Source organism: Photorhabdus sp. RM71S, assembly GCF_042879355.1.
GTDB lineage: Bacteria > Pseudomonadota > Gammaproteobacteria > Enterobacterales > Enterobacteriaceae > Photorhabdus > Photorhabdus kayaii.
In genome coordinates this window covers 1-223 of sequence record NZ_JBHFKV010000316.1, presented here as the reverse complement: position 1 = coordinate 223, position 223 = coordinate 1, and the positions used below count along the sequence as shown (strand labels likewise).

Here is a 223-nt window from a genome sequence, read left to right as displayed (position 1 = left end):
GAATTACTGGCGCTTGATGGCGCGATTGTCACTATGGATGCCTTGCATTGCCAGAAAGAAACCCTTGCGTTAATTACTCAGCGCGGCGGTGATTTTATTGTGGGTCTCAAAGGCAATCAAAAGACCCTCTATGAATGGGTCAAATCGTATTTTGCTTCGCATTATGAGAGTGATGAGCTTGTTGAATTTACGCAGAAAAATAGCGGTCATGGACGGACAGAAT

General features: G+C 44.4%; 1 protein-coding gene. It reads left to right on the top strand.

Features of this window, described 5'->3' with window-relative positions:
• The coding region (locus ACGF5R_RS25040) for an ISAs1 family transposase (protein WP_387693365.1) at positions 1–223 on the top strand (223 nt) is incomplete at both ends.